Here is a 5,719-nt window from a genome sequence, read left to right as displayed (position 1 = left end):
ACGCTGTTGCCGTTTTTTTCGTCACTCAGTGGCGCCGCACGGCATATGCGCGGCCCGCTTTTTAGGGTATTCTGAGCCCGTTTTTTTCTATCCGCAGGATCCTGACATGAAAGTAGCTCCTCTGAGCGTGGTTACGCTGGAATACACAGTCACCGACGAGCACGGTGAAGTCATCGACAGCACTGTCGGCAAAGAGCCGCTGGTCTATCTGCACGGCACCCGTTACCTGGTCTCAGGCCTGGAAGCCGAGCTGGAAGGTCGCGCGGTAGGTGAAGCCTTCGAAGTGACTCTGGCACCGAGCCAGGCCTACGGCGAATATGACGAGACACTGGTACAAGAAGTACCGGGCGAGCTGTTCGACGGCATGGAAGTCTCCGAAGGGGATACTTTTGTGGCTGAAACCGACGATGGTCACCGTCCGGTGACCGTGGTTGAAGTGTCCGAAGAGTTCGTCAAAGTGGATGGCAACCATCCGCTGGCAGGCGTAACCCTGGGCTTCAAGGTCGAGATCAAGGACGTGCGCGCTGCCACTGCCGAAGAGCTGGCCCACGGCCACGTTCACGGTGCCGGTGGTTGCGGTCACGATCACGGTCATGACCACGATCACGGCGGCTGCTGTGGCGGTCATGGTCACGACCACGATGAGGATCACGGCCAGGGCGGTTGCTGCGGCGGTGCTGGCCACGGTCACGATCATGGCCACGATCACGGTGACGACCATGGTCACGGCGGCTGCTGCGGTGGCGGCGGTTGTGGTGGCAAGGGCCATCACCACTGATCACGGCCACGCCGATGATAAAAAATTTGCCGTAGGAGTCATACCGAGCAATTAATGCTCATTAATTGCTCCTCCTTGGATGATGAAATCCGAAGCCGGTTGTTCTGGCTTCGGATTTTTTTATGTCTGTCAAATAGGCTCGCGGCTTTTCCCAAGCTAACAGGGCTGCTTATTTTTGGTTAATGCTCAACATTATTCCCTCTCGGTGCCGCAATGGGGCTTTTGTGCGGAGCGCAAACGTCATCTGCAAACGAGTCATCAAATCGGTGTCATCATCATCAGCACAATATGACCAAGTTACTTCATGCCCCCACAGCTATAACGAGCCAGCGTCAGTCTCTATTTGGTCTCGTTGTGCCCCATAAAAAAATAGCCAGTCAGGCTTAACTGACTGGCTATTGCCTAGTGACTAACTGATAGGCGCGAAGCCTTACAGCTGCTCGATGCCGACGATATGCCAGGGGGCATTGTTCTTGGCCAGATCGCGCTCGAGGTGCCACACCTCTTTGATGTCTTCTTCGACCTGCTCCTGACGGTCCATGTAGCGGCCGCTGAAGCGCACGCTCACCTGAGCCCAGTCGCTGCCGTAGTCGGCGCGTACCAGCTGGGTATCCACATACATCACTTCGGTATGCTGGTCGCCAGTCAGTTCGGCGCGCTCGGCTTTGAGCTGCTCAAACAGCTCGGGGCTGACGTACTCGCGCACCTTTTCCAGATCGTTCTTGTTCCATGCCTCTTGCAGGGTGCGATAGTGATCACGGGCACCGGCCAGGAAGCTGTTCATGTCAAAGCCTGGCGGCAGGCGGAACGGCACGTCGCTGTCGGCAAAGCCGGTGGCTTGCGGTGCGCTGTTGCTCTGCTCAAACTGCTGCGGGGCCGCGGATTGCGGTGGCTGATAGCCCGCATAGGCCGCCTGTTGTGGCTGTGGCGTCGCGACCTTGCCTTTGCGCAGGGTACGGATCAGGAAGACGGCACCCAGCGCCAGCAGGGCGATCAGCAGGAAGTCCATTCCTTGCAGACCTTCAAAGGCACCGCTGCCCAGCAGGTAGGCAAACAGGCCGCCAGCCAGCAGGCCGCCCAGCAGGCCACCCATCATGCCGCTCTTTTTCGGCGGAGTCTGGGCATTCAGTGTCGGATTCTTGTTGTCGACCGGTTTGGCCGCAGGCTGGGCCGGCGCAGTTTTGTAACTTTTACCAAAGGATTTGCCGCCGCCAAATTTCTTGGCTTCGGCGTGAGGTGCCCCCAGGCCAATGGCCAGGATCACGGCAAACAGGGTCAGCATCTTTTTCATTTTGACTCTTTTCACTCTCGTCTGTGGGTGGGGCATGCTCCGCTTTGGCAAGCTCAGCAAGGCGCATGGCAGGCTGCCTGTCCCTAATTGTGTCGCAGCTTGTATTCATCAATATCACCTCTGGCATGAATTATTCATGAACGAGGTTGCCGCGATGCGGCGTCAAACAAGAGGAGTAAACCGGATGAAAAGCAGAAGATTGAGTCGCAAGGAGCGCAAAATGCGAAGCAAAATCAAAATGGTCAAGGTAGAGCAGACTCTGGTTTGGCCCTTTATGGTGGTATGAGCCGCCAGATAGGGCTCGCCGTAGTTGGCTTTCTTTTGTAAAATTCCCGTCCCCTTCCCGCTGCGGTTTTTATGTGTATGGCAGAGCAAGTGACGGCGAAAAAAGACGCCAAGACACAACAGCTGAAAGTTCCTCCCCACTCTTTTGAGGCCGAACAGTCCGTACTGGGCGGCCTGATGCTGGATAATGATGCCTGGGATCGGGTTGCCGAACGGGTGATCGATCAGGATTTCTACAGCCGTCCGCACCGGTTGATCTTCCAGGCCATGACCCGCCTCTCCAACGCGGGCAACCCCATCGACCTCATCACCCTGCAGGAGGAGCTGGAGCGCTCCGAACAGCTGGAAGAGGCGGGTGGCTTCGCCTATCTGGTGGAGATCGCCAAGAACACCCCGAGTGCCGCCAACATCAACGCCTACGCCGAAATCGTGCGCGAGCGGGCGGTCGTACGGGAGATGATCTCGGTCGCCAACGAGATAGTCGAAGCGGGCTACGAGCCGCAAGGCCGTACCTCAGGCGATCTGCTGGATCTTGCCGAGAGCAAGGTATTCAAGATTGCCGAGCAGCGCACCAGCGCCAACGAGGGGCCCCAGCCCCTGAAGCTGATCCTCGAGCAGACCGTCGACAAGATTGAAGAGTTGTTCAAGACCCCCCACAACGGGGTGACCGGGGTATCGAGCGGTTACAACGATCTCGACAAGATGACCGCCGGTTTGCAGCGATCGGACTTGATCATCGTGGCGGCCCGTCCCTCAATGGGCAAGACCACCTTTGCCATGAACCTGTGCGAGCATGCGGCCCTCACCGCCGACAAGCCGGTGCTTATCTTCTCGCTGGAGATGCCCTCCGAGCAGATCATCATGCGTATGCTCGCCTCGGTCGGTCGTATCGACCAGACCAAGGTGCGTACCGGTCAGCTCGATGACGAGGATTGGGCGCGCCTCTCTTCCACCATGGGATTGCTGCTGGAGAAGGGCAAGATGTATATCGATGACGCCTCCGGCCTCACCCCGACCGATGTGCGCTCCCGTGCCCGTCGGGTGGCGCGCGAGCATGGCGGCCTATCCATGATCATGGTGGACTACCTGCAGCTGATGCGGGTGCCGGCGCTCTCCGATAACCGGACCCTGGAGATCGGCGAGATCTCCCGCTCCCTCAAGGCCTTGGCGAAAGAGCTGCAGTGCCCGGTGGTGGCGCTCTCCCAGTTGAACCGAAGCCTGGAACAGCGGGCCGACAAGCGCCCGGTCAACTCGGACCTTCGTGAATCGGGTTCCATCGAGCAGGATGCGGATTTGATCATGTTTATCTATCGTGATGAGGTTTATCACGATGATAGCCCGGACAAGGGGATTGCCGAGATCATTATCGGCAAGCAGCGTAACGGCCCTATCGGCCGGGTGCGCCTCACCTTCCAGGGTCAGTTCTCCCGGTTCGACAACTACGCCGGTCCGGCGTTTGATGACGATTATTGATAAGTAACAATCATGGCAATCCTGTGGTCAGGATTGCCACCACCGCTCTGACCCGCTTGCCATTTATTGAGAGGCAGCCAGCCAGAGCCTGTTTTCCCGGTTCGACAATTATGCCGGTCCGGCCTTCGACGACGATAAGTGAGTGGCGGTCTTCTGCCCGATGAGGGGGAGACCATTTGTGCCCTCGTAAGGGAAAACCATGAAAGCGGCTACTGCCCAAATCAACACTGCGGCCTTGCGCCACAACCTCGCCGTGGTCAAGCGCCACGCTCCCACTTGCAAGATCATCGCTGTGGTCAAGGCCAACGCCTATGGCCACGGATTGCTGCCGGTCGCCCGCACCCTGGTGGATGCGGATGCCTATGCGGTGGCCCGTATCGAAGAGGCGCTGATGCTGCGCTCCTGCGCCGTGGTCAAGCCCATCGTGCTGCTGGAGGGCTTCTTCTCCGCCGACGATCTGCCGGTGCTGGCGGCCAACAACCTGCAAACGGCGGTTCACACCTGGGAGCAGCTCGAAGCGCTGGAGCAGGTCGAGCTGCCAGCCCCCGTGGTGGCCTGGCTCAAGCTCGACACCGGCATGCATCGCCTCGGGGTACGTGCCGACGAGATGCCCGCCTTTATCGAGCGCCTCGGCAAGTGCAAGAACGTGGTGCAGCCGTTCAACATCATGACCCACTTCAGCCGCTCCGATGAGCTGGAGCAGCCTACCACCCGCGAGCAGATCGATTTGTTCAGCCAGTTGACCGCACCGCTGGCGGGCGAGCGGGCCATGGCCAACTCGGCGGGTATTCTGGCCTGGCCGGACTCCCACTGCGACTGGGTTCGCCCCGGTGTCATCCTCTATGGCGTCTCCCCGTTCCCCAACACGGTGGCGGCCGATTATGACCTGCAGCCGGTGATGACCTTGAAAACCCAGCTGATTGCGGTGCGGGATCACAAGGCGGGCGAGCCGGTGGGCTACGGCGCCAACTGGGTGTCGGATCGCGATACCCGGCTCGGGGTGATCGCCATCGGCTACGGTGATGGCTATCCGCGCATGGCGCCCAATGGCACTTCCGTGCTGGTCAACGGCCGCATCGTGCCGCTGGTGGGGCGTGTCTCCATGGATATGAGCACCGTCGATCTGGGCCCGGGCGCGACCGACAAGCCCGGCGACGAGGCAGTACTGTGGGGCGAGGGGCTGCCGGTGGAGCGGGTGGCCGATGAGATTGGTACCATTCCCTACGAGCTCATCACCAAGCTCACCTCCCGCGTCTTTATGGAGTACGTCTGATGTGGCAGCAGTGCCTGCTGACTTTGAAGCCCCGTTCGCGGGGCTTTCATCTGGTGACGGACGAGCTGGTGGCCAAGCTGCCGATGCTGGCGGATTACCGAGTCGGCATGGCCCACCTGCTGCTGCAACACACTTCCGTCTCGCTCACCCTCAACGAAAACTGTGATCCGAGCGTGCGCAGCGATATGGAGGCTCATCTGCACCGGTTGGCGCCGGAAGATGCCCCCTACTATCGCCACACCTACGAGGGGCCGGATGACATGCCCGCCCACATCAAATCGTCCCTGCTCGGGGTGAGCTTGTTGCTGCCGATCCGCGATGGTCAGCTGGCGCTCGGCACCTGGCAGGGGATCTGGCTCGGTGAGCATCGCGTCGATGGCGGCGCCCGCAAGGTGCTGGTAACCCTGCAGGGGGAGTAATCAGGCTGTAACCAGCTGAAAGATGACGATAAAAAAGAGGGATGGCATTGAGCCATCCCTCTTTCGTTTTTGCGGTTCGCGAGCTATCCGCTTGCCAGTGGCACGGCGCTCTGCGTGACTCAGCCGACCTTGAAGGGGGTCAGCTCGGCCAGCGGGGCGGCGTCCATAAAGGCTTGCGGCTCCTGACCATGTTTGAAGAT

5 protein-coding genes and 1 pseudogene are annotated in these 5,719 nt (G+C 59.7%); 4 read left to right on the top strand and 2 right to left on the bottom strand.

All coding sequences use genetic code 11. From position 1 onward, the window contains the following. Window positions 1–106 precede the first annotated feature (106 nt). A complete protein-coding gene (slyD, locus tag AACS18_RS18595; protein WP_005348264.1) occupies window positions 107–778 on the top strand; it encodes a peptidylprolyl isomerase in 672 nt (223 codons plus the stop codon). A 430-nt stretch (window positions 779–1,208) separates the two neighbouring features. On the opposite strand, the gene AACS18_RS18590 is transcribed toward slyD, so the two are convergent. Continuing rightward, the gene (locus tag AACS18_RS18590) at window positions 1,209–2,069 is read right to left on the bottom strand and encodes a Tim44 domain-containing protein (protein WP_005335275.1); all 861 of its coding nucleotides are present in this window, start codon (window positions 2,067–2,069) and stop codon (window positions 1,209–1,211) included. 363 nt (window positions 2,070–2,432) lie between these two features. On the opposite strand from AACS18_RS18590, the gene dnaB reads away from it, so the two are divergent. The 3 genes from dnaB to AACS18_RS18575 all read left to right on the top strand — a co-directional run bounded on the left by dnaB (window position 2,433) and on the right by AACS18_RS18575 (window position 5,519). Further along, window positions 2,433–3,827, top strand: a complete 1,395-nt coding sequence (dnaB, locus tag AACS18_RS18585) for a replicative DNA helicase (protein WP_026035132.1) — start codon at window positions 2,433–2,435, stop codon at window positions 3,825–3,827. A gap of 199 nt (window positions 3,828–4,026) precedes the next feature. After that, window positions 4,027–5,100 (top strand): alanine racemase, encoded by a 1,074-nt coding sequence (alr, locus tag AACS18_RS18580; protein ID WP_108612996.1) that lies wholly within the window; start codon window positions 4,027–4,029, stop codon window positions 5,098–5,100. Beyond that, entirely contained in the window at window positions 5,100–5,519 is a 420-nt protein-coding gene (locus AACS18_RS18575; protein ID WP_108612995.1) for a secondary thiamine-phosphate synthase enzyme YjbQ, read from the top strand. Before alr ends, AACS18_RS18575 begins: the two co-directional genes overlap by 1 nt. Window positions 5,520–5,638: 119 nt before the next feature. On the opposite strand, the pseudogene AACS18_RS23625 reads toward AACS18_RS18575, so the two are convergent. Then, window positions 5,639–5,719: pseudogene (locus AACS18_RS23625) on the bottom strand (dipeptidase PepE); the annotation flags it as partial.

Source organism: Aeromonas sp. HMWF015 (genome assembly GCF_963878965.1).
Lineage (GTDB): Bacteria > Pseudomonadota > Gammaproteobacteria > Enterobacterales > Aeromonadaceae > Aeromonas > Aeromonas veronii.
Note: the sequence above shows the minus strand (reverse complement) of the source record. Positions and strands in the feature narration are given on the sequence as shown.

Bases quoted from the DNA above. Each gene is read 5' to 3' on its own strand.
- slyD (WP_005348264.1), top strand. From the start codon at position 107: ATGAAAGTAGCTCCTCTGAGCGTGGTTACGCTGGAATACACAGTCACC.
- AACS18_RS18590 (WP_005335275.1), bottom strand. From the start codon at position 2,069: ATGAAAAAGATGCTGACCCTGTTTGCCGTGATCCTGGCCATTGGCCTG.
- dnaB (WP_026035132.1), top strand. From the start codon at position 2,433: ATGGCAGAGCAAGTGACGGCGAAAAAAGACGCCAAGACACAACAGCTG.
- alr (WP_108612996.1), top strand. From the start codon at position 4,027: ATGAAAGCGGCTACTGCCCAAATCAACACTGCGGCCTTGCGCCACAAC.
- AACS18_RS18575 (WP_108612995.1), top strand. From the start codon at position 5,100: ATGTGGCAGCAGTGCCTGCTGACTTTGAAGCCCCGTTCGCGGGGCTTT.